Raw genomic sequence first — 24757 nt, 5'->3', positions numbered from 1 at the left:
CGCCGGCCCATGACGAGGTTTACCGATAGGGCGCAATATGCGTGCCAAAGGAAAAGCGGTTTAATACACGGCAATCCGCCTATGTCGCATCCCCAACATCGTCGCACACCGGACAATGCCGGACGATATTGTCCCGGGGCGTCAAATTGGTTTGATGGTGACCCAACAACTGGCGGATGACGATCTCGAAATGCGCGACAACGGCCTCGGTGGACACTGTCGCCGCGCCCAGCACGCTGGCCGCCTGCCCGGCGATGTCCGCGCCCAGGCGGATGGCCTTGGCCACGTCGACGCCATCGCGGATCCCGCCCGACGCGATCAGCTTCACCGTTGGCAGCGCCCGACGCACCGCCTGCACGCTGGTCAGGGTGGGAATCCCCCAATTGGCGAATGACATCGCCACTGCACGGTCGGCGGCATTGCGGGCGCGCTCGCCCTCCACTGCGGCCCAACTGGTGCCGCCGGCGCCGGCGACATCGATTACCGCCACGCCCGCCTCGACGAGCGCACAGGCCACCGAGGCGGACAGGCCGCCCCCACTTCCTTGGCCACGATCGGCACGCCCACGATGCGCGCGGCGCCAGCGATCAGCGCCAGGACGCCGCGCCAGTCGCGGTCGCCCTCCCGGCTGTACCGCTTCCTGCAGCGGATTGAGATGGACGATGAGCCCATCGGCCTCCAGCGCGTCCACCGCGCGACGCGCCAGGTCCAGGCCGTCGGCCTCCCGCAGTTGCGCGGCGCCGATATTGGCCAGCAAGGGAATGTCTGGCGCCAGGCGGCGCAGCGCGCGCGTTAGCCCCTGGGAGTTACGGGATTGCAGGCTCACACGCTGCGAACCGCACATGGCGATCCGCAAGGCTTGCGCTGCCTCGCTCAAATGCCGGTTGATGGCCTCGGCCCGTGGCATGCCGCCGGCCATAGAGCTGATCAGCAGCGGCGCGCGCATAGCCTTGCCCAGCAGCGAGGCGCGCAGGTCGATCTGCGTCAGGTCCAACTCGGGCAGTGCGCAGTGTTCGAAATGGATGTACTCCCAGCCAGCGGCCACCGTGGCCGGCGCCGTTCGCCGATCCAGCACCAGCGAAGCGCGCAGCTGAGCGCAGCCCTCGAATCCGGAGAGAACGCACGGTACGCCGTGCCCCAGCGCCTGCTCCACGGCGGCGAGCTGCTCCGGCGCGATCAGGCCAACGTCGTTGCAATCGTCTAGCCAGAACAGCAGCGCCAGTTCGCGATAGAACGCCACGATCAGCGTTTCGTTCTGCGGATCACGGCCGGTGCGGGCGCTGGTGTCGCGCAGGCTCGGGTGAATGCGTTGCAGGATTGGGGGACGCGTGACGCAGTCAAAGCTCCCCTTGCCAAGCACGGAGCAGGCGAGTGAGAGAGCAGATGAATAGGCGTGTCGCCAATATTTTCGCATTGCTATAATCGATTATAGTTGTGAGGAGCAATTTGAGACCATTTACTTGCGGCTCAAGTCACCCATAAAAGAAGGCAAGCACCGATTCGGTAGCTTATCCCCTGTCTTTCGCGTACTCGCGGCCGTGGCGCCGGGTGAACGATTGAAGACCGCCGGTCTCACTCGCAGGTGGGCGCCAGGGCGTGGGACGGTTGGCAAGCCACAGGAGTAGGACAATGTCGAAGGATTCGGGTAAGGGCGATAATCACGGCGGCGGGCCGGGCAAGATCGAGATCACGATGGTGGTGAACGGCCAGCCCACGCAGGTCGAAGCCAATCCCAACCAGCCGCTTCACGTCATTCGTACCAAAGCCCTTGAGAACACGCAGAATGTCGCCCAACCAGCCGAGAATTGGGAATTGAAGGATGAGGCCGGCAACTTGCTCGACGTCGACAAGAAGCTTGGCGATTTCGGTTTCCCGAATACTGTGACCCTGTTCCTCAGCCTGAAGGCGGGCGTCGCAGGTGCCTAAACCCCAAAGTGTGGATCCGGAGGTCTCCCGAGCGAAGTTTGATCGGGAGATCGGCCGGTTCCGGCCATATGCTGATGTCTATCGGGCTCAGGGCTGCTTCTTGATCGAGGCGACCTTTCCGCGCGCTTTCTTCATTTTCGCAAGCCTCAAGTTAAAACCACGGGTGATCAGCGCAGCGAGCGAGGTCGACTTCACCGACTACGACTTAAGACCACCGTCCGTGGTCTTCGTCGATCCGTTTACGCGTCATCCGATTGCCCGGAAAGATCTATACCTGAAAATGCTTAGACGTCCGCCGCTGCCCGGAACGCCGCCGGAGATGATAGGAGCTCTCATCCAGCAGAACGCCGTGCCGCTGACGGACTTCATCCAGGCCAACAGTCCCGAGGACGAACCATTCCTGTGCATGGCGGGCGTCCGGGAATACCACGACAATCCAGCCCATTCAGGTGATCCATGGCTACTTCATCGGGGTTCTGGCGAAGGCTGTTTGGCCTTCATCCTGGACAAGATCATCAAGTACGGAATCATTCCTATAGAGCAGTTGCAGATTCAACTCCCACCGGCAATCGTAGGAATGGTGGTATCCCCTCAGGCGATACAAGAATGACTGGTTTGAGAGATGTAACGATCGTGACTCTCCCGCGCGGCTGCATCTCGACCACGCATGGGCATCTGCGCTCAGTTGGTCGCGAAGGCAATGAGGGGATGGCGCTCTGGGTCGGCGTTCAGCAAGACCGGCACTTTGCCGTAACAGAGACGGTTATCCCGGCGCAGCGTCACATTCGGACAAACGATGGCGTTTGCGTGATCGTTGCGGCCGAAGAACTGCACCGGCTCAATGTCTGGCTCTACAAAAGCGGCCTGAAACTCTTGGCCCAGATTCACAGCCATCCGGGCCGCGCCTACCATTCGACGACGGACGACGCTTATGCGGTTGCTACCACGGTTGGGTGTCTGTCGCTGGTAGTGCCGAATTTCGCCCGCGAGCCTTTCGATTTTGCTCGGGTCGCCGCCTATCGGCTTGACGAAAAGGCCAAATGGAATGCGCTCCCTCCCGCGGCACTGTCGCGAATGATCATGATATCGAGTTGAACAATGGCATTCGCTAACTTCATCGATCGTGCCGCCACGGCGGCATCTCAGGTCCTGGCCGATTTTCATCTGGGAGACTTCAAAGCAGCTCTTGAAAAGCAGGTCGTGGCAGTCGCCTTCGACCATCAGGCCGCTTCCTGCGCCGAAGGCCAGGCGACACTAGATCTTGCGGTGAGATTGCTCGCTAGGCTCTACCCGGTTCTGGCGATACTCCCGCTGGACAGCGCGGCGAGCTCTCAAGCCCAAGCGCTGGAGCGCTTGGCAAAGTCGATCAATCCAAAAGTCGGCATCCGGCGTTCCGGCAAGTCTGCCACCGTCTGCGTCGTTGCAGGGGTAACGCGCCCATCACTCCGGTGCCCGATCTTTTTCGTGGGATCGGACGGTTGGGCGGCAAAGCTGTCGCGTACGGACCCGGTGGGCTCTGGCCCAAGTCTGCTGCCTTTTGGAGCTGGCGCCGCCAGTTGCTTCGGCGCCGCCAACGTCTTTCGAACTATCTTCGCCGCCCAGTTGACCGGCGCCGAGTTGGACGAAACCATCGACCTCTCGCTATGCAGCTACGACAAGACCAAAGCCGGGGAGGCTGGCCCGATCGACTTCCCAGTCGACCTTGGCGAAACCCACCTCGTTGGGCTCGGTGCGATAGGCCATGGCTCGCTTTGGGCGCTAGCGAGACAACCCGATCTCAAGGGTCGTCTGCATGTAATCGATCACGAAGCGATCGAACTCTCAAACCTGCAGCGCTACGCATTGGCCGGCCAGGCGGAGATTGGTATGTCCAAGGCGGTTCTTGCAGCCACCGCCCTTAGATCGACTGGCCTTGAGGTCGAGGCGCACCCTCTGACGTGGGCAGAATATGTTGCGCGCCGGGGCAATTGGGTCTTAGACCAAGTGGGTGTGGCGCTTGACACCGCCGCCGACCGTCTGGCTGTCCAAGGTGCACTGCCGCGATGGATCGCAAACGCTTGGATGCAGGAGCACGATCTCGGTATCTCCCGGCATGGTTTCGATGACGGCCAGGCTTGCCTTTGTTGCATGTACCTGCCATCCGGAAAATCCAAGGACGAGCACCAGCTGATTGCCGAGGAACTCGGAATACCGGAAGCACACGAGCAGGTGAAAACGCTCCTGCAGACAAATGCCGGAGTTCCCAACGACTTTGTAGTTCGCGTGGCTACAGCGATGGCTGTGCCGTTTGAACCGCTAGCCCCGTTTGTCGGCCAGCCCCTGCGCTCCTTTTATCAGCAGGCTATCTGCGGCGGTCTGGTGTTCCAGCTTAGCGAAGGAAGTCGCCGCGTTCGAACTGTGGTTCCGATGGCCTTTCAGTCGGTGCTTGCCGGGATTATGCTTGCCGCGGATTTGGTCAAGCATAGTGCGGGGTTTCCCATGAGCCCGACGACGAGCACTCGGGTGAATCTTCTGCGCCCCCTTGGCTCTCACTTGCACGATCCGAAGGCCAAGGACTCCAGCGGCCGCTGCATCTGTAGCGACGACGATTTCATTGCCGCTTACAGGCGCAAATACGGAGCGCGTTGATCAGGTAAGCGATGTCTCGGCCGCCTAAGCAGACGCGCACCTCTCCGTAGACGCAGGGGGCGCGGCTTGTGGGCGTGACCATGGGCGCCATTATGACACGCTTGGCCCGCTCCTTTGCCGGCCTATCGTCCTCCGCGCATGATCCCGTGCCGACGTGATGATCCAGCACCAGCCGCCATGGCACCAGAGGCTGGTCAAACCTCCGTTGTTGGCCGGTTTGGACAGTGCTGCATCAGGTCTCGACCGACGTCTCGACAGTCAGGGCTGCTTCGACGGGTGTGAAGATGTCAACATCGACCCCAGGCGCCCGAATCGTCACAATCAGGGCGTACCGAGCCAGAGCGTCGACGCGTTCCAGGTAAGGCTTCTCCTTCCACCAGCCCCCGACCGGGAACACGCCGATCGCGTCACGCTCGGCGAGATCGGCGGCGCTGCCCGACCAGAAATCGGCGTGCAACGAGCCGCGATCGCGGAAGGTGCCGAGCAGCCACTCTTCTCCGCCTCCAGCAGGCGCCCCTTCCTCCTCGTCCCGAGCGGCCTGATTGATGCGGGCTCGGAATTCGTCGACTGTCTCGGTCGCTGACTTTACTCTGAACCGAAGACCATGGGACGCGTAACGATGCCGGCGGGTCCATCCGCGTTCACCGGGGTTGGGTTCGATGAAATAGGACAGCGTGACGCGGAGCTGGGCAGCGCCGAGCGCCGCGAGCTGCTCCTTCGGCCAAGGCAGGCGATGCAGCTTCATGTCACGCGTTTTGGCAGCCGCGCCGCCCTCGCGCTGGAAAGGCTGAAGCTCATCTTCAACGATAAGCGTGAGGTCGTTCACCGTTGACAGAAGCGCGCGCCCAAGATCTGGCACGCCGTAACCATAGCGCCGCACGAGCGCCTGGATCTCGCCCTTCGCTCCGTTGCACGCATCGATGCGTGCGCGCATCGCCGGAGTCCATTCGGCCGAGTGGACGATCAGGGCGCGAACCGATTCAGGCCACAGCTCGGGGCGCGCTGATAGAATTAGTCCCGCCATCCGTGCGGCATGGGCCGTTGCCGCGCTCGTATCTCCGAGGGTGGTGAAGTGGCGCAGTTCGGGTCGACAGAAAGTGGTCAATATCTGCAGATCGTCGATCGGCTCGCCGGGCAACACACCGTCATGGGCGAGATTGCCGCCTTCGAAGACGACCTCGGGCTTCACCGGCCACTGCCTGTCCCAAACGACCGAAGTGCGACTGCGCGGCGAGAGCTCGCCGACCGGCGCGATCGGAGCGTAGCCCGAAAAGTCGGTGTCAATGATATCGACCTTTTCTGTGAAAGCGCCGACCGTCAGCGCATTCCAGGCCTGAGAAGGATCATCGACTGCTTCCAGATCGTTGCGCGTCAAATGCTCGGCCGGCATGAGGTCATCGCCGATGTTGCCGGCAGAGAGAACGATCAAGCGTCGCTGTTCCTCTTCGAAACAGAGTTGGTCGATAGCGGCAGACCACGATGTGGGCCTTCCACGCGCCGGACTGGCGCTTGTCACAGCCATTGCGATCGCGCGGCGGCGCTCCGGCGCCTGCACCTCGGCGCGGGCGATCGCTTCCGCGGTGATCGCGCCATAGAGTTCTGGATCGTTTGCCTCGTCTTCTGGCGGAAGGATACGAACACTCTCCAGCCGAAAGGGCAATGGAACTGGATCGCCTCCGACCAGGAGCGGGACCAGATCACCGTACAGGCCGACACCTGCCATTCGCGTCCCGTGGCCGCTCCACGCAGGTGTGTCGTCGCTGCCCCATGCCGGTTTGACGGTGTGCCAGTCTTAAACGGCAAGTGCGGGTTCGATCAACGGGTGGGTGCGACGCACGCCGCTGTCGAGAATGCAGACCGCAATATCGGATTGAGGCGGTCTGACGCGCCCGAGAAGCTCGTCGCTCCAGTCCCTTTGCTCCGCGCCGCCAAGGCCCAGGAAGAAGGACGGCGTATCCTTCGCGCGCCGCAGCTCGGCGACGACATCGCTGTGCGCAATCATGCGGTCGAGCATTGCCGTGCTGGCGAGGGCCAGCATGACCACCCGCTCCGGAAACCTAACCGCATGCGTGCGCAAAGTGATGTTCAGGGCTTCGGCAATGTGCTCGAAGTTCTCGCGGCGACCGTCGCGCAGCCAGACTTCCCACCACACCTGCTCGTCAGCGGCCTGGGGGAAGAGGTCGTCGTGGTCGGTAAACAACGATCGTGCAGTCGCCAGCCTGACTGTCTCCATGCGGGAGACGAGCGGCTCGTTGCGCGGTCTGCCGCGGTCAGTATCAACGTCTCGATACGCCTCGACTTTCCGCAAATAATAGGCTTGCGCGCTTTGCGGCAGGAACACCGACGCTGTGATGGGAGCACCGGGTTGAGTTGGCTCATGGACGGCGACCAGCTCCATGTGCTGGCGACGATCGGCCAACTGGTCGAGGGCCGCCCGTCCGGACATGGGCAGATCGATCGCGAGGTAAAAGCCAGGCGTGCCGACCGACAGCTGGGGGTCACGCGCCGCAATCTGCTGGCGTGCACTTTCGACCGCTTGTTCGATGGATTGCGTCAAGGCCGCAGCATGCGACGCCCGATCACGCGCCGGCAGCGGCGGTGCATGTATAAGTTGGTTGGGCCGCCGATAGGCTTCCCGAATGCCGTTGTTGCGAAGGTGGATATGGGCGCGGTCGCGCGGAAAATCGTCTGCCATTATGATCTGTGCTGTCGCTACTCAAACAGCGACGCCTGCCGGCGTTCCTTCAGAGCGTCGATGAGCGCTTCCGAGGTGATCCGCTTCCCCCCCCGCAATATGATGGTTTTTGCAGCGTCGTCGGCCGCGCGCGTGATCTCGGCCTGCGACAGTCTCTCTGCCTGAGAGATCGCCTCGTTCCAGGCAAGCCCTCTGGTGTCGAAGCGGTCGAGTCGAGCCCGAAGCAGCGCCTCTATAATCGGCCGATCGGGCACGGCGTATTCGATGACATCGTCGAAACGGCGGAACAAAGCTCTGTCGAGCAGCTCGGGATGATTTGTTGCCGCAATAATCAGGCTGTGGCTGTCGTCTTGCTCGAGAAACTGCAGAAACGAATTCAGCACGCGCCGAATCTCGCCAACATCCTGGCGTTCGCCTCGACGCGCGCCGATGGCATCGAATTCGTCAAAGAAGTAGACGCCCCGCGTCGCCTGCATTGCATCAAAAACAAGCCGCAGCTTTCCGGCAGTCTCTCCCATGAACTTGGTGATCAAACCATCGAGGACGATCGTGAAAAGGGGCAGATGAAGCTCCCCGGCCAATGCCGATGCGGTCATCGTCTTGCCTGATCCTGGCGGGCCGACCAGAAGCAGTTTGCGACGGGGAACAAGCCCGTGCTCGCGCAAGCTTGCTTGTTGGCGCTGCTCTCCCAGCACGCGGTGCAGGCGCGAGCGCAGACTGTCCGGCAAAATCATGTCGGTCAGTCGCAGGTCCGGATAGCGCACATGCAGGAGCCCTGCGAGCTCGCCCTTTGGCTGAAAAAGGGGAACCGGCCGACTGCTCTTGACAATCCGGGCGTCCCTGCTCTTGGCTGCGTCGACCAGATCCTTGAGCTCCTGAGCAAGCTTACCATGGCCTTGACGTGCCTCATGCGCAGCAAGCTGCATCGCGATAGAGAGGAAACGATCCTCGTCGCCGGCAATGTGGCTTTTAAGCAGCGTCACGATATGGCGGGCCGTGGTCATGGCTCTCTTCTGGGGTATCCGTTTACTTGGCGAAGCGCATGCAACCTAAACGCTTTCAACGGCGATTTGTATCGCGCAATGGTGTTTTTTCTCTTGTCGATGTTCGCCCGTGGCAACTTCAGCGGTGAACTGTTGCGCCGCGGTCATAGGCCAGCCGGAATAACGCCGGCCAGCAGACAACAGTCCGCATCTTCGAGCGCTCGAAGTCTGGCCACTCACGCAGCGTGTCGGGTCCGAACGCTCCAAAGCCGCCCCGCCTGGCAGGTCCATGCGACCGATTGCGGGCGTGCGGCCATAAGGTCTACGCGGGCTCGCATGGCTGCCCGCGCCGCTGGCTAAAAAGCTGTACACCATCTCACGAAACACCAGGTCCGCTCCTTTGCCGGCCGACGGTCCATGAAATCCCCTCCCCACTTACGACACCGGAGACCTCCTTGCCCACATGGCGCTCAAGCACCGGCCGCCATGGCACCAGCGTGAACTCGCGCGACTTTTCAACGACGGCATATTTTCCGCTGGCAAGCTCGACGGAGCGGCGGAGCGTACCCTCTACTCGTCCTCCGGATCGCGCTTCGGCATAGGGCAGGCCAAGTTCCTCCGACAGTTGGCCAGCAACACGGTTCAGTTCTCGCTGGCGCAGGATCGAAAGCATGTTGGCTCGATAGACGATCCCATCCTGTTCTTTATGCGCGAGGCCTTGCGCGATCAGCCACTGCCGCCGGCGAGCTTGCGCCTCTCTCACGTCGCGGCCGAAGCCGGATCCGTGCAAAGGCTCGGGTCTATCGGCAACCAGCTCCCGGTCGAGCCAGGTGGCGCCGTTGAAGCTGACCTGTCGCTCCAGCGCCATTGAGGAGAGCTTGTCGGCAACGACAGGCTCGGCCCTGGCCCGCTGGCCCTCATAATTCGCGACGCGATCGAGATGGTCCGGCGCGATGAGCCAGGTGCCGTTCGGCTCTCGCTCGACGCCGCCGGTCGCGCGGCGGATCGCCTCCAGCCGCCGCACATGCGTTCGCGCAAAGCTCTCGGTGGCGGATGGGTCATGCTTCAGGTGCATATCGACGTCGTAACGGCCGCCATGCGCGGCGGCGATTTCGGCGATGGTACGATCGACCTGCCTCGGCTCGGTGTTCCTTGGCGCGACACGCACGATGCAGCCATTAGGCATCGTTTCCATCGCCTCGCCTCTACCGATGTTGATCCAATGGCTCTTACCGTCGACGGCGTCGACGATCATGTAATGGCGGTCATTGATCTCGTCGGCCAGTCCACGCGCGACAACGCGACCGACGAGAGACTGGACGGGCTCGCCGGATCGATCGTGGATCACCCAGTCGGCGGCCCTGCGGGCAAGCCCCTTGCCGGTCAGTTCGCGGTGCATGGTCTTGATGATGTCGCCGCGTTCGCCGGTGCGGCGCAGCGTGGCTTCGAGCTCATCGTCGAGGCGCCAGGAGCCAGCGCCGACCTCCGCGGCCAGACCCATCCGCTCGAGCTTGCGCAGCCGTCCCTGGTGCAGCGTCTGGCGAATGGCGTCGGGACCGCCCGGCGAGACCAGGCCGTCATCATCACGCATGCTGAGCAGCCGACGGTCGATGCTGGTGAAGCGTTCCTGCTCCATTTCCCGGCGCAGGCGAAGCTCAATCTCGCGGTCGGTTCGCGGACCGAGATCGAGGCTGACCAGCTCGGCCGCCCGCTCGCGGATGCCAGATGAGATATATTCGCGCGCGATGACCAGGTTCTCGCCACGGTCGTCCCTGCCACGGACGATGATGTGGCTGTGCGGGTGGCCGGTGTTGAAATGATCGACCGCGACCCAGTCGAGCTTCGTGCCGAGGTCTTCCTGCATCTGCGCCATGAGCCGCCGCGTCAGCGCCTTGAGGTCGTCGTACTCGATGCCGTCTTCGGCAGCGACGATGAAGCGGAACTGATGGCGGTCGCCGTCCGCGCGATCGATGAACGCCTTGCCGTCGACGCGGCCGCTGTCGGCGCCGTAGAGCTCGCCAGGTTCACCTTCGCGGGTGACCCCGTCGCGCTGAAGATAGCGTAGATGGGCACGCGCCCCGTCCGCGCCCTTGCCGGCGAGCTTGACGACCCGCGCCTTGACGATCACCCGGCGCTGGCGGAAGGCGGCATACCGGTCGCGCGATTTCAGCAGTGCGGCGGCCGCCCCGCCGCGCCCTGTCCGGCTTCCTGTGAAGCGACCACCGCGTTGCGGCCGGCCGCCAGCCCGGTTGATCGCCGCACGAACCTGGCCGGCATAGCGTTTGCCGGCCTTCGAGCCGCGCGACCCGATTTTGCCGAGCTTCGGCCTGAACTCGTCATCCTTAATGCGAGCCTCCCAGACATATCAAGCAAAATCAGACACTTACACGTCAAACCCTCTTGGCACCGGCGGCAGCCTCCCGGAAAAACGATGTGCAGACAAAGATTTAACCGCCTCCTGGAGGCGGTACCTTTATCTTGCCTTCCGCGCCCAGCCCCGCCAGACGCGCCCCCGTCCGCCATGGCTAACGCACCGGCTCCTTCGGCTGCGCGCCGTCCTTGCCGAGCGGCACGAAGAGATCGCCGTTTCGCACGCCTGAGTGAACACCGTCATGAATGAAGAACAGCGACCGTCCGAGAGGAGCGATTTGCGCCTTTGGAGCGACAGATTGGCTTTCGAACGCCTCGATGTCGGCCGCCGAAACTCCGGCCGCCTTGAGTTGGTCGAGGTACTCGACGGTCTCTTCTGGCAGCGGTTTGCCACGCTTCAAATGCTCGTCGTAGCGCTCGGGACCGGCATTGTAGGCGCCAAACAGGCCAGGAAATCCGAAGCGGTCATACATGGCACTGAGATAGGCCGTGCCGGCCAGGATATTGTCGCGCGGATCGTGGGGGTTAGGCCCAAGGCCGTGTTCGACCCGCATCTCTTCATAGGTGCCGGGCATCACCTGCATGAGGCCCATGGCGCCAGCGGGGGAGGTGATGGGGCGGCCGCCGCGCATTGTCTTGCCGCCGCTTTCGGCAGCCATGACGGCATAGATCCAGGCTTGGGGAATATGGAAGCGCCGGCTTGCTTCCGATACCAACGTCTGCCACTTTCGCAGCTGCGGACTTTGGGAGATGGCGACCGGCTCAGCGCCGGTCGAGGCGGAACAGGCGCATGGCGCAATGGCGATCATGCCCAACAAGAGGAGGGTCACTCGGTCCATAGTGGTACGAGCCTCCCGATGACATTTTGAGTGGGAACAGGCCCGAAATAGCGGCTGTCGAAGGAGCGGTTTTTGTCGCTGCCGAGCAGGAAAACCTCGTTATCCCCGAGCGCTCGGCAGCCGTTCCACCATGGCAAAGGTCGGCCTTCGGCGTCGATTTTGAGCCGGCGCGCGACGATGTCGCCGCCGATGATGATGGCGTCATTGAAGGCGCAGACATTATCGTCCGGCAGCGCTGCAAGACGTTTTGCCAGCGGCACATTGCGAGGCAGATAGCTGCGCTCGGCGGCGAGATACGCCGCGTATTCAGGCGGGCGCACGAGCACGAGATCGCCACGCGCCAGCGCTCCCGCAGCGATGCGGTAAAGGCCGATCGGCGCGCTGGCCGAGGCGTTCCAGACCAGCCAAGGGGCGGGCTTTCCCAGCGCCGTGAAGCCCAAAAGACCGAGACCGGCCGCGGCCAAGGCGACCGTCTTACGGGCTCGAACACGCCTCAGGCGGCTGCCGATCAGATGGATGGAAGGGCGCCGCCTCATGAACGGCCTCCCGTGCCGCCCTGGCCGGAACCGGCCTTGCCATCGCCGGCGATGGAGTGCTGCGGGTGTCCTTTCGACCAATGGTCGAGTTCGTCGATGTGATAGCGGACATAGCGGCCGTGCTTGCGGAATTTCGGGCCGCCGCCCTTGAGCCGCATCTTTTCGAGCGTGCGCTGGGAGAGCCCGATATAGAAGGCGGCTTGGGCTGTGCTGAGAAACGGGCTGCCCTTTTTCGCGCGGGCCGCGCGTTCGTTTTCGTCGTCCATGATGATCCTCGTTTCGCTTCGGACAAGCGAGGGCGAGGATGGGCGAGGGAGATCGTCTCGGGGACGGGCGAAGAGTCGGGGGAGAGTTTTCGCCGCCCTTTAGGGCGGACGGGGTTTGGGTGGAACTCCTGGGAATGAGCCCCGCGCCGGGGCTGCGGCGCGAGGCTCTTATCTCGGCCGGTCAGTCGGCCGGGTTCCAGATGATGGCGTAGGTGTCGTGATCGTCCTGGCCGGCGGCTCGGCCGAGATTGGCGTAGAGCTTGCGCGGTCCGAACTCCGGCGCTGCAATCGACAGGCTCACATAATCCTTGCCGGAAGTCTCGCCGGTGCGGATCCAGCCAGCGCCGACTTCGACCCCTTGCGTAAGCACCCGGAAGTCGGGATGGTTATCGGCGCTCTTGGCCTGGTTGGGGACGATATCGATGTCGGCGCGGACGCTGAGCGTCTTGAACTGGCCCTTGTAGGCGCCGTTTTCCTGCTTGTTGACGTAACCGATCGCGGTCATTTCGAAGTCTCCTTTTGTGGTTTCGCCGGGGACCATCCCCTGCGATGGCGCACCGTAATGGGCGCGTCAGGACCGCCTGAATCCGACAGGGCCGCAGCGACAGTGAAGGACCCGAGCGGGCAGCTTTTTTGTGAGCGAAGCGGCGCGAGGAAGCCGCCGCAGGCGGCGGGGAAAAAAGCTGATGGCGCGAGGGTTTCGGGCGGCCGGACCCGCCCATAGGTCGACAAGCCAGCCGCAGGGATGGTCCTTGGAGAGAGCATGGAGACCGCTCGCCAAGTGCGGTCTGTCAGCCAAGCAGGACGCCGGGATGAAACGGCCTGCAAAGATGCTGCGCCCTTATGCCGGATCGAGATCGTGCCAGCGGGTCGGGCGCCAGAGCAGACATCCGGCATGGTGCGATCTATGAAAGCAGGGCTCGCCAGCGGGAATTTGATACGCGAGGGGGCCAAAGTAAGGCTGGATGAGAAGCCGGTGCTACCTGCAGGTCCAGTGTCATGTGGCGGCGCTCGGGAAACCGCTACGCAATGTAACGCGCTCTTATGAGGCGAACAGACCGGCCCCAAAACCGATCGACCGGTGGTCGGCGCGAAACGCGTCATGCCTGTCCGAAAGCTGACAGTGGCAGAAGACGCATGTCGGGTTCCGCACAATTGACCATGCTGGATTTGTGAGGTTTTCAGGGAGAGCCATGCGTTCACTTCCCAGTGAGCTTTGGCACGGCATTTGCTCTTGATGTGGCAACACGGATCGAAGGTTGACTGCATGCACAAGCGCGAGATGAGCAATGCTCTCCTTTCCTGGAGGCTTGGCAGCAGATTCGATTTGACGTTGCGAGGAGCTTCAGCCGCTCGCGGCGGAAGTGATCTCAAATCTGAAGGCACCGTTGGGGCCGCAGCCATCAAACACATCTTTCTCTTTTTCGCAGCTCGTCTTCAACGCGATGCGGACTTCTTCGCGTCGACGGCGGCCGAAGGTGGAGAAGGGGCTCGACTTGCAAAAAGGAGTTGTCAATGACGTCTTACGTTCGCACCAACAGCCCGGCGCAGGTGCGCTCACTGTCCACCTTTGGCAAGCATCTGCAAAGGAGCGTGCTGACGGCGACGCTGCTTGCCGCGGCTTCGACGGGAAGTGAAGCGCAGCCCTATGTTCGTGCTGACGGCAGCACGACTGACGACTTGGAAGCGGCGCGAGCAAGTTGGCGTCATGACGCCGAATTCAATGGAAATGTGGGGCTCGCAGCCATCAACGCGGATGCCGCGTATGCGTTGGGTTCCACCGGGGAGGGGGCCAGAGCTCCTCGCCTGCCCTCGTCCGTCTTGACGAGTGCCCGCTTACAGCCTACCTCACTATCGCGTTAGCACTCGTCCATCGCGAGTGCTAACAAAAACCCCTCAACAGCGCACCAGGGAAAAATCCGAAAATGGCAAAGTCGAAGTTCCGCCCGCTGCATGACCGCGTGGTCGTTCGCCGGGTCGAATCCGAATCCAAGACCGCTGGCGGGATCATCATCCCCGACACGGCAAAGGAAAAGCCGCAGGAAGGCGAGATCATCGCTGTCGGCTTCGGCGCTCGTGACGAAGCTGGCAAGCTGGTCCCGCTGGACGTCAAGGCCGGCGACCGCATCCTGTTCAGCAAGTGGTCGGGCACGGAAGTCAAGCTCAATGGCGAAGACCTTCTGATCATGAAGGAATCCGACATCATGGGCATCATCGGCTCATATCAGGCCCTTTCGTCAACTGAATTCCCGGGCTCGATTGAAGCCCCTGCCAGGAGCTAAAAATGGCTGCCAAAGACGTAAAATTCTCCCGCGATGCCCGCGAGCGCATGCTGCGCGGTGTCAACATCCTCGCTGACGCGGTGAAGGTCACGCTCGGCCCCAAGGGCCGCAACGTGGTCATCGACAAGTCGTTCGGCGCCCCGCGCATCACCAAGGACGGCGTCACCGTCGCCAAGGAAATCGAGCTTGAGGACAAGTTCGAAAACATGGGCGCGCAGATGGTCCGCGAAGTTGCTTCGAAGACCAACGACATCGCTGGCGACGGCACCACGACCGCGACCGTTCTGGCGCAGTCGATCGTCCAGGAAGGCCACAAGGCCGTTGCCGCCGGCATGAACCCGATGGACCTGAAGCGCGGCATCGACCTCGCGGTAACCGACGTCGTTGCGACCCTGATCAAGAACGCCAAGAAGATCAAGACCTCCGAAGAGGTTGCCCAGGTCGGCACCATCGCCGGCAACGGCGATGCTTCGGTCGGCAAGATGATCGCCGAAGCGATGCAGAAGGTCGGCAACGAAGGCGTCATCACGGTTGAGGAAGCCAAGACCGCCGAGACCGAACTCGAAGTCGTCGAAGGCATGCAGTTCGACCGCGGCTACCTCTCGCCCTACTTCGTCACCAACGCCGACAAGATGGTTGCCGAGCTCGAGGACGTCTACATCCTCCTGCACGAGAAGAAGCTGTCCAACCTCCAGGCCATGCTGCCGGTTCTCGAAGCCGTCGTGCAGACCTCGAAGCCGCTGCTCATCATCTCGGAAGACGTCGAAGGCGAGGCTCTGGCCACGCTGGTCGTCAACAAGCTGCGTGGCGGCCTGAAGATCGCCGCCGTCAAGGCGCCGGGCTTCGGTGATCGCCGCAAGGCCATGCTGGAAGACATCGCCATCCTCACCGGTGGCCAGGTCATCTCGGAAGACCTCGGCATCAAGCTCGAGAACGTCGGCCTCAACATGCTCGGCCGCGCCAAGAAGGTGTCGATCTCCAAGGAGAACACCACCATCGTCGACGGCGCCGGCAAGAAGGCCGAGATCCAGGGCCGCGTTGCCCAGATCAAGCAGCAGATCGAAGAGACCACTTCGGACTACGACAAGGAGAAGCTGCAGGAACGTCTGGCGAAGCTCGCCGGCGGCGTTGCGGTGATCCGCGTCGGCGGTGCGACGGAAGTCGAAGTCAAGGAAAAGAAGGACCGCGTCGATGACGCCCTCAACGCGACCCGCGCGGCCGTCGAAGAAGGCATCGTTGCTGGTGGTGGCGTCGCGCTGCTGCGCGCTTCGGCCAACATCAAGGCCACCGGCGTCAATGCCGACCAGGCCGCCGGCATCAACATCGTGCGTCGTGCGCTTCAGGCTCCGGCCCGCCAGATCGCGGCCAACGCCGGTGCGGAAGCATCGATCGTTGCCGGCAAGATCCTTGAGAACAAGGGCGCGACCTTCGGCTACAACGCCCAGACCGGCGAGTATGGCGACATGATCGCCATGGGTATCGTCGATCCGGTCAAGGTTGTCCGTACGGCTCTTCAGGACGCGGCCTCGGTCGCCGGCCTGCTGGTCACCACCGAAGCCATGATCGCGGAGGCTCCGAAGAAGGAGTCGGCTGGCGGCGGCATGCCTGGCGGCATGGGCGGCGGCGGCATGGGCGGCATGGGCGGCATGGATTTCTAATCCAGCTCTGGCAGCTTTCGCAACGAGAGGGCGGCATCAATGCCGCCCTCTTTTTTTGCGAACCTCGGTCCGATGAACGATCGACGCCAACGCCGGCCATCGGCGTTAGGGCAACCTCAAAAGAACTGTCGAGTTGGTTGCGCGCGGCTTTGCGTCATCAGAGGCGCAAGGCGGTCGCGTGTGAGGATTGCGCGCTCCCATAGGCGGTTTCGGCATGTGCCTCGCCTTCGACATCGACATTGCGGCCAAGCAGGAAATCGGCGGCTTTCGAGGCATGGCTTGCGGCGCGGAAGATGGCGCGGTTGTCCTCGCGCAAAACCGTCAGCCATGAGCCGATGTAGTCGGCATGGCGCACGCTCGGCTCGATGCCGAGACTGCTGCAGATGAAGGCTGATGCGATTTCGGCGACCAGTTCCTCGCGCGCATAGGTGTTGGACCCGAAGGAGCCGGACAGGTCGCGCGCGAGTCGCCTCGGGTGGCCGGTCCAGTGTCCAAGCTCGTGAAAGCAGGTCCGGTAATAGTCGATCTGGTGGAAGAAAGCCGGCTGCGGCGGCACCTGTATGGTGTCGCTGCCGGGCATGTAGAAGGCGCGCTCGCCGCCGATGCGAAAATCAGCGCCGGTTGCATGAATGAGCGCCTCGGCCTGCGGGACCATCTCGCGCTCAGGCAGAGGCTCGCCGGCGGCGTAAAGATGTTCGGGCAGATTATCGCACTGCGCGACATCGAAGACGGTGAAGCGCTTCAGGAAGGGCACCGCCTGCGGTTCGTCGCCATCGGTGTCGGCGCGTTGCTTTTCGTTCTTGGGAACAAAGCGGTCAGCGTGAACGATGGTGGTGCCGTGCTCGCCCTTCCTGACATTGCCGCCAAGCGAAAGCGCCTGCCGGAAGGTGAGCCAGTTCTGGCTGGGGAAACCGCGCTCGATGACCGCGCCCCACAGGATCAGGATATTGATGCCGGAATATCGGCGCTGGGTGGCCGCATTCCGCGGCAGGCCGAGGCCTGTCCTTGCCCTGCCCCACGGCTTGACCCATGGCACGGTGCCGCGCTCCAGTTCGGCAATGATGCGGTCGGTGATTTCCTGATAAAGGCTGGCGCCGGTGCGCCCGCCACTGTCTGCGCCAGCCTGTCGGCTGCCGCAACGTTTGTTGTTTGCACGCATCGTGATGTCCTCCGCTCTACAATCGCGCGCCCTCCCCGGAAGCGGGGTGGGCGGCAAAAGCGACCGGAAAGGCCCGCCGTCGGAGGCGGACTGCATCAGCAGGACCGGAACGGAGTGGAGGACCCGAAAGCGACAAGCGAAGGGTTGCGGGACGCCGCGGCGGGCCTAGAAGGGAGTGCTGCCCACCCTGCGCCAGGGGGAAGGCCACAATAGAAAGACGCCGGCCGACAGGCCGGCGACCGTCAGCAGCCGAAGGCTGCCCCGCGCCAGGGGGCGATGCCGCAGGGCCAAGACCGCCTGAGCTTGCCGAAGAAAAGCGGGCTCGGTTCACGAGCACCCGGCCAGCGACTTCAGGCGCGGGCGCTCAGGATTGTTGTTGGCGCCCACGGCAGCTGGATGACCGCAACAAGATTACGAGGAGCGACAGCAAAGCCAGCTGCCACAAACGGCACGCTCCGGCAACAACAGCGTGGCCGGTCTACAGATGCTGCCCCGCACGAGAGCCAGCACGCTTTGAGCGCGCATCGGCGATGCAAGCGTTGCAAGCTGGCCATGTCCACAAGGTCGGCGACCACTATATCGCCGACCACCAACGCGGGCGTACCGTCTAAGTGCAGACCTTTCGCGAGTGCGCGGACCGCGCATTTCATCTGCGATGGCCGGATCTTGCATTCCCGCTTGAGCTGCTCAACGTCAAGGCCTACACGCGCTGCGATCTTGAGAGTGACCCTTCAACTGGGGGAAATCATAAGGGCGCGGTGGAATTCGTCGAACTTTCCCTGTTTTCTCGAGGCGAGTGCGGCGAAGGCTGGGAATTGGGAATCCGGTCCCAGGACCGGGAACTGTTTGATCACAAGCTTCAGATTGGGTTCATGCTTGAAGGCTTTTTGGTAGTTGATATCAGCCAGTCTGCAATGCGGACAGTTGTGGTAGTCATTGAATATGACCAGAACGGCATCGCCTTGCGGGTTGCCGGCGATTGGCGAAGGAGATCGTTGTCGAATGCGCCGCTCCACTTTTGCCTGTCGGTCGACCACGCCTGCCGGTGCAGGTTCGCGCTATATTGGCTCGCCAGCAAGGCGAGGAGTAAAAGAAGAGCTGCGACAGTGATGGCAGTCGGCTTAGACATGAGTCTCCAATCCATGGACGGCGTGGCAGCAACGGCCGCCTTTTTGGTGTAAAATGGGTCAGTTTTGATCGTGCCCCGCAGTTGCTACAGGCGCACAGGTGCCGGTGCGATCTGGCGGTTTCTCAAATACGGCTTTGCGCCATCGGGTCCACCCCAATAGCTGAGCGTCGTTCGCACGGGGAATTGTGTTCACCACGCCGGGCGACTTGACCGTCCACCGCCGGAGCGCTGAACGGTCCGCTAGTGAGGCGCTCCCCGAATCGTCGTTTATCCCGCTCGCCCCGGACCGGGTGACAGCCAGCGTTGCCGCTACGCTGCGGAGAAAAACCGTCAGCGCGTGGCATTCGGACATAAGCTGATCGACGCCAAGAATAAGCCCCACGGAGGTGACCGGTGCGGCCGGAACAAGAAAGAGCGTTGCAGCCATTGTGACGAGGCCTGCACCGGTAATGCGGGTTGTTCCGTTCGAAGGGAACAATGCGACAAACAGCATGAGGATCCGGCAGCCGATCGGGAGATCAGTTTTCGTCGCTTGGGCGATGAAAAGGGCGGCGAGCATCATATTCGTGCCGTCCAGATTGAATGGAATGAGACCCACGACCGAATGCGTGGCGCCGGCCCTTTCCATCTTCTCCATGAGCGAGGCCAGCGCGGCCTCTGAGGAGGACATTGCGAGCAGCAGCTCGTCCTTGATGTATCGGACGAGAGAGAAGAGCGAGCGGCCGTTGTAGCGGCAGACCGCGCCGAACAGGACCGAGAGGAACAAGACTTGCAGGATGTCGCCTTCCGCGAAGGCATTGGCAATCGTTGACGGGATGATGTTCATCAGGAAGCTGGTCACGGACTGCTCGTGAGCCGTGGCCACATAGCCCTTAACGGCTTGGACATCGAGCGAGGCCGGATCGATGTTGAGGCCGGCGCCAGGCTGAACGATATTCGCGACAATCAGCCCGACAACAAAAGCGAGCGTCGAAAAGGTGAGAAAATAGACCATCGCCTTGGCGGCAACTCGGCCGACCTTCTGCAGATCGCTCATGCCGGCAATGCCGGTCGCCATTGTCAGGAAGATGACAGGTACGGTGATTATCTTGACGACATCGACGAAGGCATCGCCGAGCGGCTTCAGGCTGTGGCCGGTCTCCAAATGGAAATAGCCGATTGCGGCACCCAGGATTATGGCGGCAAGTACCTGCACGTAGGTCCGGGCAAAATGGCGCTTGCGGGGCGCTGCGATCGCGCGGGGAACTCTTGGAACCAACACCGTCTCTCTCCTTGACCGGATCGGGGTGGGGCTCCTCCCTCTCCCATGCAGTGCTCCGGTCGAACGCTGCGCCCACTTCGGCGCAAACGATGTGCCAAATAGCAAAGAGGGGAAAACGCGCAGGACCTCACGCAATGCTTGCGATTCGCTCTCCCACACTCGTGCAGTGGTTGCCTGTCGCAACTATGGAAGGGTCGATTCTTGGGAACTCCAAAGGCCGCTCTTTGCGTCGAGCAGCTTGGCTGCCTGGAAGGTTCCCTCTTTGCCTTGCGGTCTGCGAGCTGAGTCCAGATCGTCATCATTTGGCTGCGCGCCGCACGGGGCTCGAAAGATTCAATCGAGGACGGGTCCTCTTGGAAAACGGGGGCAGCGTTGGTCAAGCCCTTCCACCCTGCTGTCCCAATGGTGTTCAGAAGCTCAGTTCACGATCAAGCGATGGATCAGCGTCATCTGGCGTTTGCGCCATCGCGGCGGCGTTGCAACGGGTCTGCCAAAGATGAGAAGGCCGCGAGGCAGGGTCCGAGACCTAGACTCCAACCTCATAGCGCGCTCGGCTCGCGTTCGGAAGGTTCGAACCGCAGCACGATCAGGTGGCGACACCGTTGGTCGGAACCGGAACCCGACGAATGATCGTTCGTGACCGACATCTGTGAACAAGCAGTATGTGTCATTGCAATCACCACCCGTTGCGCGGAAATGCCCATATGGCCGTGAATGAACTGGATTTGGTGATTTTCCAGATGGCGGTGGAAAGCGTCCGCTTGCTCTCTTCAAGCTTTGATGAGAAGGCGGCTGAGATAGCCACGAGGAGCCGTGGTAGCCTTCTTTTTGACGTGCGGGTGGACGGTGACCTGGAGGTCCAGCGAGTCGCAGCCATTGGATATCCAGGCGACAAGATCGGTGTGGTGGCATTGGACCGAGAGGGCCTTGTTAGCTGTTGTTGCCTAGTCAATGGCACCTTCTCACCTTTCATTGCACCGTTGGAGAACTGGACCAGCATGCCCCTTTCGATGCAGGCCCAGATCGATGTCACAGGCTATGCGAGGCTCCTTCTGGCCGCCTTGCGAAATGCTGGACATATGCTGGACAGGTAGCATCGCGATGATGTCTGTGATGAGATGGTGCAAACGGCTGGATGAGGCGATCGCTTGCTGGCAGCTTTGGCAACAAAGCGATCGGTGAGTTCGCAATGCTGGAACACGTCCTTTAGACTCTGCAGTTAAGTTAGCGGACTACCATCTGACGAATGCCCTCTGACAGTCTGCATGGCGCGGCATGCCCTCTTAGGAATGCAGCCGTGGTTCTACACCATCGGCTGTTTTTGTGTCGAAGGCGACGGGCACGCCATGAACGAAGGAAGCGGCCGCCAACAGTTCCTCCAACTCGCGGTCGGTGGCCTTGCATGCCGGCATTAGTGTTCGGATGGCGCGGATCGCCTGCGCCATGGAGAGAAAGCGGACCCTTCCCCTGGAAAGGACATAGGCTTCTGCGGCTTTTTCGACGGTGACGGTGTGAAACGAATTGGTCATGACGAATTCCTCCCTGAACCCTGACCAACCCGACTTATGGCACGAATTCGACCGCCTTCAAGCCTATGTCCGATTGCGGACAATAGCTGCGATTCGTTCAAAACCGCTGATGCTTTTGGGCGACCTGGTGAGGGGCAAGGAGACGTCGGCTGAACCCGTTTCAACCGACATGCTTCAGGCAGCGGCCAGGCCGAAATAACGCTGCTCCTCCTTGTCATAAGCGCCATGTGTGAGCTTTATCAATCCGGCACGGTCGATGATCGTGATCTCGCCGCGCTTGGCGTGCACCAGTCCTCGATACTCAAGCATTTGCAGGGCCGTGGTGACCCCGGGCGGTGGGCGCGAGCATGGTCGCCAGAAATTCATGCGTCGGGAGGATCTTATCTCCTTCCGCACGGTCGTGGACCATCAGCTGCCAGCGGGCCAGCCGTTCTTCGATCTTGGAGTGGCCATTGACCAGTGCCGTCCGGCATGATTGGACGAGGAACGCGTGGGCATAATCCAGCACTGAGGTGCGAAGCGACGGGCTAATCGCAGGGCGAAGGTTTTCAACCGGCAGGCGCCAGGTAGTGCTTTCCTTTCCGAGAATGACGGCAATTCCTTTCATCCCGTCATAGCCGACAATGCCGACTTCACCTTGCCGCCCGCCGGTCATGGTGGCGACCACCGACGCGATGCCCCTCTCGGGAAAATATACGTTCTTGATCGGCTGATGCGCGACCTCCAACTGGTCCTTGATGCCCGGTTCGACGTGATGCAGCGATGGTCGCAAAAGCGCGAAGTCCTGCGGGGTGAGGGCTTCAGCACCTGGTCGCGAAAGAGGGATCGGGCAAGGCTCTCTTCCAACGGGGCAAGAGCGCGTACGTCTTACTGTCGGCTGCACCGAAGTAAATGCCGGCCGATGCCAAAGCATAGGCTTCGAAACGCGCGATTGCAAAGCCCTGTCGGGGCAGTGCAGTCATGCTAGAAGTCGCGCCGCCTACGATAGGCAGCGGATGACATGATTCCCTTCTGCGGCGGCCACCAAGAACGGCTCGGGCACGCTTTAATCGTTCATACACAAGCTCGCAGGAATGTAAGCAGCGGAACAATCGGGTGATTCGTACCGCCCTGCCCTTTCAGAGATCAAGTCATTGGACGTCAATTCGGCTGGAACGCCTCGTCGAACGGCCCAGGAAAATGCAGCCGGATGAGCAATGGTGGTTCACCTTATGTGCGGTCCCGGATATGCGGTCCGGCGGCTCATCTCCCAATAGCTTGTCGATGGGGAAGTGGAACTCGTCATGTCGCCGCGAACCGTCACCGCGCTAGCGGGGCTCTTTTGAAGACGCCGGTGTTTTTCTTTGTGGAACTGAATCTGTGAGGTGATTGATGCATGAATCAAACATTTGCGTATTTCCGCTGCATCGGCGACGTATATTGGTCGAAAGTATCGCCCAGGCCCTCGAGACCAAGAACGGCGAGGCGGCGAGTGCGTTCTGGCGCTGTGCTGCCAAGAAAATGCTCATTCAATTGTCCGATGTAGGAATTGCGCCAGAGCTCGCTGCGCAGGAGGTTGGAAGCCTTCTTCATGCGGTCTTGGACGACATGGCCAACCGAACGGTAATGCACAAAGCATAGGCTCGGGCGCTGTTGGACCGCGCGTCAGCTCGGGTCCTTATCAGGGGACTGCTCCGACTGGCCGACGGTCCGGCCAAACCGGCATACCGGCAAAGGTTTGAGGTTGCGATCGCTCACGGCGGCCGGTCCAATATTCTAAGACGACCTCAGAAGCCACGTTGGCTTCTTTGGACGAAGCGGAGGGGCGCCATTTTGGCGTGCTCACGCTGGACTGCGGGTTGCGCCTACGGAAATCCAAAGTCCGGCCGCGCGAGCCAATCGACCGGAACAGTCGAAAGCTCGTGGGGGCGGGTCCGCTCACCCTCACGGCGGCGGTGGCGGCCGTGAGCAGACTTAACTCAAGTCACGGCTGAGCATCCGCAGGCGCTATGCCGATTGGATGAGAACTGGTTGCCACAACACCGGCCCGTTGAGGCGTCCCCTCCAGCGGATGCGCAAGAGACTGGCGTAGGAAATATCGAGGAAGCCGGCGACTGCCTCGGTGTTGCCGACCTGCTTGGGCTGTCCGATACGTGACAACGGCCAGGTGGCGAGACGAAGGATCCTTTCGATGCGCGTATCTGTCACCGTTACGATCCCGGAGAGATTGTTGGCCAAGCCGAATTCGATGATCCCCGCGAAGAGCTCGTAGGTTGCTTGGGCCAGGCCGCCAGCTGCCTTCGGCGCTGTCGCAGGGAGATCGAGCGCGAAACGACTACTCTCCCAGATATCGGCACTCGCAGGGACCACCATCTCATCCAGCAGCGTCGGAAACGTATCGCGCAACATTGTCGGTCCGGTGGTCGGCAAAAGGCGGACGCAGCCGCAAGTTCGCCAATCGGACCCCTTGAGAAGCAGGTAGACGGGGTTCAGGCTGTCAAACGGGTCCGTTTCCATTTCGCCTTCGGTCTGCACTTCCCAATCGAGCCGCTTCTTGAAAACCCGATACCTAAGTCCGTGCATTTCCTTGAGTTCGCTCGCAAACTCGGCGTAGCAGTCGGGTGTTATCAGCTGCATCATTGTCGTCTCCGTGCGGGATGTGTCCACGCAATCGAAGGGCAAAGCCGTCATGAATGCAGCCTGTAGACCTTTACAGCTAGACTTGGAGAGGATCAGGATCTCGCCCGAGCAGCCATCCGCACTACGGCCTGGTTGATGGTTCGCACGCCAAGCTTCGCCTTGGCGTTTTCCTGATGGAAGGTCACGGTGCGTTTCGAGACACCGAGAATCTGGCTGATATCCCAGGCCGACTTGCCGCACGCCGCCCATTTCAGGCACTCGAACTCCCGCCGGGTGAGCGTTATGCCATCTACCACGCAATCTTCGGCGAGCCTGCGCCGGGCATGGATATGAACGTTGATCGCAACCAGTTGCATTGCTTTTTCGTAGCGCGTCAGCGACCTCAGAAATGGCGGATGCGCCTCGTTGGAGGCGAAGGTCAGTGCGGCGAACCGGCCGCGATGATCATGCATCGACATGGTCAGTCCGCCGCGAATGCCGAACTCAGCTGCTTTTTCCAGGACTTCCTGCTGAGAGGTCGGCAAATAACGGTGATCGCGGTCCACACCCCAGTCGAAGGTATCCCAGCCCCGCAGTCCCCGCAGGATCACGGGATCCACGCTGTGGTAGCGCTGTTGCAGGTAATGTGATGTCCATGATGATGGATAATTCGAGATCAATCGCGGCCTGTCGCCGGAAGCGGATGGGTAGGTGAAATAAGCGAAGAGCGGAAAGTCGAACCCGGCTGCGGCGGACGCCATTGCCTCATGGAGATCGACGGCATCGACGCTTGCAGAGAGTTGCTCGACCAAGGTTTCAAATACGCGATGCATCTGCGCTTAGCGTACCTCGCGGAGGTTGCTGGAAGCCGACGGAGACGTGGTTCTAAATGATGGCC

General features: G+C 61.6%; 22 protein-coding genes and 4 pseudogenes. 10 read left to right on the top strand and 16 right to left on the bottom strand.

Annotated elements, in window-relative coordinates; genetic code table 11:
• Window positions 1–166: 166 nt before the first annotated feature.
• A pseudogene (fni, locus tag EJ074_RS19400) lies at window positions 167–1090 on the bottom strand (type 2 isopentenyl-diphosphate Delta-isomerase); the annotation flags it as partial.
• Window positions 1079–1318, bottom strand: a pseudogene (locus tag EJ074_RS29960) (hypothetical protein); the annotation flags it as partial. The pseudogenes EJ074_RS29960 and fni, both read right to left, overlap by 12 nt.
• Before the next feature lie 311 nt (window positions 1319–1629).
• Between EJ074_RS29960 and EJ074_RS19395 the strand changes: the two are divergent.
• From EJ074_RS19395 to EJ074_RS19380, 4 genes are all read left to right on the top strand, one after another.
• Window positions 1630–1926: a DUF2604 domain-containing protein gene (locus tag EJ074_RS19395; RefSeq protein ID WP_126057779.1), complete on the top strand. Its 297-nt coding sequence runs from the start codon at window positions 1630–1632 to the stop codon at window positions 1924–1926.
• Window positions 1919–2536, top strand: coding sequence for a putative metal-binding protein (locus EJ074_RS19390; RefSeq protein WP_126057778.1), 618 nt, complete (start codon window positions 1919–1921; stop codon window positions 2534–2536). The genes EJ074_RS19395 and EJ074_RS19390 overlap by 8 nt, the downstream gene beginning before the upstream one ends.
• A 98-nt stretch (window positions 2537–2634) precedes the next feature.
• Complete coding sequence (locus tag EJ074_RS19385; RefSeq protein ID WP_245454736.1) at window positions 2635–3021, top strand: Mov34/MPN/PAD-1 family protein; 387 nt, start codon at window positions 2635–2637, stop codon at window positions 3019–3021.
• A gap of 3 nt (window positions 3022–3024) precedes the next feature.
• Complete coding sequence (locus EJ074_RS19380) at window positions 3025–4554, top strand: E2 ligase fold family C protein (RefSeq protein WP_126057776.1); 1530 nt, start codon at window positions 3025–3027, stop codon at window positions 4552–4554.
• A gap of 232 nt (window positions 4555–4786) precedes the next feature.
• Here EJ074_RS19380 and EJ074_RS19375 read toward each other — a convergent pair.
• The 7 genes and pseudogenes from EJ074_RS19375 to EJ074_RS19345 all read right to left on the bottom strand — a co-directional run bounded on the left by EJ074_RS19375 (window position 4787) and on the right by EJ074_RS19345 (window position 12748).
• Window positions 4787–7249: pseudogene (locus tag EJ074_RS19375) on the bottom strand (S8 family peptidase).
• 17 nt (window positions 7250–7266) lie between these two features.
• The gene (locus EJ074_RS19370) at window positions 7267–8253 is read right to left on the bottom strand and encodes an ATP-binding protein (protein WP_126057775.1); all 987 of its coding nucleotides are present in this window, start codon (window positions 8251–8253) and stop codon (window positions 7267–7269) included.
• 355 nt (window positions 8254–8608) lie between these two features.
• Complete coding sequence (rlxS, locus tag EJ074_RS19365; protein WP_024505648.1) at window positions 8609–10579, bottom strand: relaxase/mobilization nuclease RlxS; 1971 nt, start codon at window positions 10577–10579, stop codon at window positions 8609–8611.
• Window positions 10580–10757: 178 nt separating this feature from the next.
• Complete coding sequence (locus EJ074_RS19360) at window positions 10758–11441, bottom strand: lytic transglycosylase domain-containing protein (RefSeq protein WP_024505647.1); 684 nt, start codon at window positions 11439–11441, stop codon at window positions 10758–10760.
• A complete protein-coding gene (locus tag EJ074_RS19355; RefSeq protein WP_244514236.1) occupies window positions 11429–11881 on the bottom strand; it encodes a S26 family signal peptidase in 453 nt (150 codons plus the stop codon). Before EJ074_RS19355 ends, EJ074_RS19360 begins: the two co-directional genes overlap by 13 nt.
• A 92-nt stretch (window positions 11882–11973) precedes the next feature.
• Window positions 11974–12243, bottom strand: coding sequence for a helix-turn-helix domain-containing protein (locus tag EJ074_RS19350; RefSeq protein WP_024505645.1), 270 nt, complete (start codon window positions 12241–12243; stop codon window positions 11974–11976).
• A gap of 181 nt (window positions 12244–12424) precedes the next feature.
• On the bottom strand, window positions 12425–12748 hold the full coding sequence (locus EJ074_RS19345; protein ID WP_024505644.1) for a DUF736 domain-containing protein: 324 nt from the start codon (window positions 12746–12748) through the stop codon (window positions 12425–12427).
• Window positions 12749–13758: 1010 nt separating this feature from the next.
• Between EJ074_RS19345 and EJ074_RS19340 the strand changes: the two genes are divergently transcribed.
• The 3 genes and pseudogenes from EJ074_RS19340 to groL all read left to right on the top strand — a co-directional run bounded on the left by EJ074_RS19340 (window position 13759) and on the right by groL (window position 16183).
• Window positions 13759–14106 carry a hypothetical protein gene (locus EJ074_RS19340; protein WP_063169239.1) on the top strand — a complete coding sequence of 116 codons (348 nt, stop codon included), beginning with the start codon at window positions 13759–13761 and terminating at the stop codon, window positions 14104–14106.
• 62 nt (window positions 14107–14168) lie between these two features.
• Window positions 14169–14462: pseudogene (gene groES / locus EJ074_RS19335) on the top strand (co-chaperone GroES); the annotation flags it as partial.
• Between the two features lie 65 nt (window positions 14463–14527).
• Window positions 14528–16183: a chaperonin GroEL gene (gene groL, locus EJ074_RS19330; protein ID WP_126057772.1), complete on the top strand. Its 1656-nt coding sequence runs from the start codon at window positions 14528–14530 to the stop codon at window positions 16181–16183.
• Between the two features lie 157 nt (window positions 16184–16340).
• Here groL and EJ074_RS19325 read toward each other — a convergent pair whose 3' ends face one another.
• On the bottom strand, window positions 16341–17342 hold the full coding sequence (locus tag EJ074_RS19325) for a zincin-like metallopeptidase domain-containing protein (RefSeq protein WP_126059319.1): 1002 nt from the start codon (window positions 17340–17342) through the stop codon (window positions 16341–16343).
• Window positions 17343–17953: 611 nt separating this feature from the next.
• Here EJ074_RS19325 and EJ074_RS30410 point away from each other — a divergent pair.
• On the top strand, window positions 17954–18523 hold the full coding sequence (locus EJ074_RS30410; protein ID WP_245454735.1) for a hypothetical protein: 570 nt from the start codon (window positions 17954–17956) through the stop codon (window positions 18521–18523).
• 6 nt (window positions 18524–18529) lie between these two features.
• Here the strand turns inward: EJ074_RS30410 and EJ074_RS19315 are convergent, their stop codons facing one another.
• Window positions 18530–19729 (bottom strand): cation:dicarboxylase symporter family transporter, encoded by a 1200-nt coding sequence (locus EJ074_RS19315; protein ID WP_306462679.1) that lies wholly within the window; start codon window positions 19727–19729, stop codon window positions 18530–18532.
• Window positions 19730–20436: 707 nt separating this feature from the next.
• On the opposite strand from EJ074_RS19315, the gene EJ074_RS19310 reads away from it, so the two are divergent.
• A complete protein-coding gene (locus EJ074_RS19310; protein WP_024505560.1) occupies window positions 20437–20826 on the top strand; it encodes a hypothetical protein in 390 nt (129 codons plus the stop codon).
• A gap of 189 nt (window positions 20827–21015) precedes the next feature.
• Here EJ074_RS19310 and EJ074_RS19305 read toward each other — a convergent pair whose 3' ends face one another.
• From EJ074_RS19305 to EJ074_RS19300, 3 genes are all read right to left on the bottom strand, one after another.
• Window positions 21016–21261: a hypothetical protein gene (locus tag EJ074_RS19305; protein WP_063169243.1), complete on the bottom strand. Its 246-nt coding sequence runs from the start codon at window positions 21259–21261 to the stop codon at window positions 21016–21018.
• A gap of 174 nt (window positions 21262–21435) precedes the next feature.
• Window positions 21436–21570 (bottom strand): hypothetical protein, encoded by a 135-nt coding sequence (locus EJ074_RS30675; RefSeq protein WP_256754986.1) that lies wholly within the window; start codon window positions 21568–21570, stop codon window positions 21436–21438.
• A complete protein-coding gene (locus EJ074_RS19300; protein ID WP_245454734.1) occupies window positions 21563–22033 on the bottom strand; it encodes a hypothetical protein in 471 nt (156 codons plus the stop codon). The genes EJ074_RS30675 and EJ074_RS19300 overlap by 8 nt, the downstream gene beginning before the upstream one ends.
• Before the next feature lie 599 nt (window positions 22034–22632).
• On the opposite strand from EJ074_RS19300, the gene EJ074_RS30405 reads away from it, so the two are divergent.
• Window positions 22633–22881 (top strand): DUF6074 family protein, encoded by a 249-nt coding sequence (locus EJ074_RS30405; RefSeq protein WP_063169245.1) that lies wholly within the window; start codon window positions 22633–22635, stop codon window positions 22879–22881.
• 366 nt (window positions 22882–23247) lie between these two features.
• On the opposite strand, the gene EJ074_RS19290 is transcribed toward EJ074_RS30405, so the two are convergent.
• Window positions 23248–23880, bottom strand: coding sequence for an acyl-homoserine-lactone synthase (locus EJ074_RS19290; RefSeq protein ID WP_126057769.1), 633 nt, complete (start codon window positions 23878–23880; stop codon window positions 23248–23250).
• Between the two features lie 92 nt (window positions 23881–23972).
• Window positions 23973–24692 carry a LuxR family transcriptional regulator gene (locus tag EJ074_RS19285; protein ID WP_126057768.1) on the bottom strand — a complete coding sequence of 240 codons (720 nt, stop codon included), beginning with the start codon at window positions 24690–24692 and terminating at the stop codon, window positions 23973–23975.
• Window positions 24693–24757: the final 65 nt, after the last annotated feature.

The organism is Mesorhizobium sp. M3A.F.Ca.ET.080.04.2.1 (assembly GCF_003952525.1).
GTDB lineage: Bacteria > Pseudomonadota > Alphaproteobacteria > Rhizobiales > Rhizobiaceae > Mesorhizobium.
This window is presented reverse-complemented; position numbering and strand designations above follow the sequence as displayed.